Origin of the sequence: Burkholderia sp. Se-20378, assembly GCF_017104665.1 — a bacterium.
Lineage (GTDB): Bacteria > Pseudomonadota > Gammaproteobacteria > Burkholderiales > Burkholderiaceae > Burkholderia > Burkholderia lata.
Window position 1 is genome coordinate 1 of sequence record NZ_JAAGPG010001045.1, and the last position, 1535, is coordinate 1535.

A 1535-nucleotide genomic window follows, 5' to 3' on the forward strand; every position below is an offset into this window, starting at 1 on the left:
AACAGCGCGACCCCGGGCGTGGCGGACGCATGCCCGTCGCGCCCGGCAAGCGACGGCGACAGCCGCCGCATCCGGGCGCGGATGCGCTGGGCCGGCGTGTGGCGCCCGCGATCGAACAGCGACGACAGCACGAGCCCGACCGCGAGGATCATCACGAACGCGCCCACCGCGAACAGGTCGGCGGCCCTCATTGCCGGAACACCTCGGCGAGCGCATCCTCGACGCCGTAATACGCGGCGCGCGCCGCGAATCCGGGCCGCAATGGCGATGCCTCGAACACGCCCTTCACCGAATCGCGCGTCGTGTCTCCCTCCTGGCGAAACGCGAACAGGTCCTGCGTAATCACCACCTCGCCTTCCATCCCGACGATCTCGGTGATCCGCGTGACGCGCCGCACGCCGTCGCGCATCCGCTCGATCTGCACGAACAGGTGCACGGCGCTCGCGATCTGGCGCCGGATCGACAGCAGCTGCAGGTTCGCGTTCGCCATCATGACCATGCTCTCGAGCCGGCTGATCGCATCGCGCGGCGAATTCGCGTGAATCGTCGTCATCGAGCCGTCGTGCCCCGTGTTCATCGCCTGCAGCACGTCGAACGCCTCGGGGCCGCGAATCTCGCCGAGGATGATGCGGTCGGGCCGCATCCGCAGCGCGTTGCGCACGAGATCGCGCTGCGAGATCCCGCCGAGCCCTTCGGTATTTTCCGGCCGCGTCTCGAGGCTCACGACGTGCGGCTGCAGCAACTGCAGCTCGGCCGCATCCTCGATCGTCACGATCCGTTCGTGCTGCTCGATATGCTGCGACAGCGCGTTGAGCAGCGTCGTCTTGCCCGAGCCGGTGCCGCCCGAGATCACGATGTTCAGCCGGCACGCGCACGCGACCTTCAGCACCTGCAGCATCGGGGGCGAGATGTTGCCCTGCTGCGCCATCCGCGCGAGCGTGATGTCGCGCTTCGCGAACTTGCGGATCGAGATCGACGGGCCGCGCATCGCAATCGGCGGCAGCACGACGTTCACGCGGCTGCCGTCGGCGAGCCGCGCATCGACCATCGGGCTGCTCTCGTCGACGCGACGCCCCACCGCCGCCGCGATCCGCTGCGCGACGCTCGCCACGTGCGCATCGTCGCGGAATTTCAGCGACGTGAGTTCGAGCCGGCCCGCGCGCTCGACGTAGACCTGGTCGGGCCCGTTGACGAGGATGTCGGTGACCGTATCGTCGGCGAGCAGCGGCTCGATCGGCCCGACGCCGAACATGTCGTTCAGGATCGCATCGACGATCAGCACCTGCTCGCCGGCCGTGATCTTCAGGCGCTCGCGATCGACCGTGTGCGCGGCCACCTGTTCGATGCCCGCGCGCACTTCGTCGCGCGTCTTCATCAGCGCCGCCGACATGTTCATCGACGCAAACACGGCGCTGCGGATCGCGTCGAACTTGTTCGACCGGATCAGCGCCTCGTGCGTGTCGGCCGCCACGGGCGCGCGGGCCGGGGTCGGGGCGAGTGCGTCCGCCGGGGCCGGTTCGGGCTCGCGCGTCGCG

The 1535-nt window shown here is 69.4% G+C and carries 1 protein-coding gene and 1 pseudogene; both read right to left on the reverse strand.

Annotation, left to right across the window (positions count from 1 at the left end):
• A pseudogene (locus G3N93_RS40015) lies at positions 1-191 on the reverse strand (pilus assembly protein); the annotation flags it as partial.
• The coding region (locus tag G3N93_RS40020; protein WP_206135525.1) for a CpaF family protein at positions 188-1535 on the reverse strand (1348 nt) is incomplete at its 5' end. The pseudogene G3N93_RS40015 and the gene G3N93_RS40020, both read right to left, overlap by 4 nt.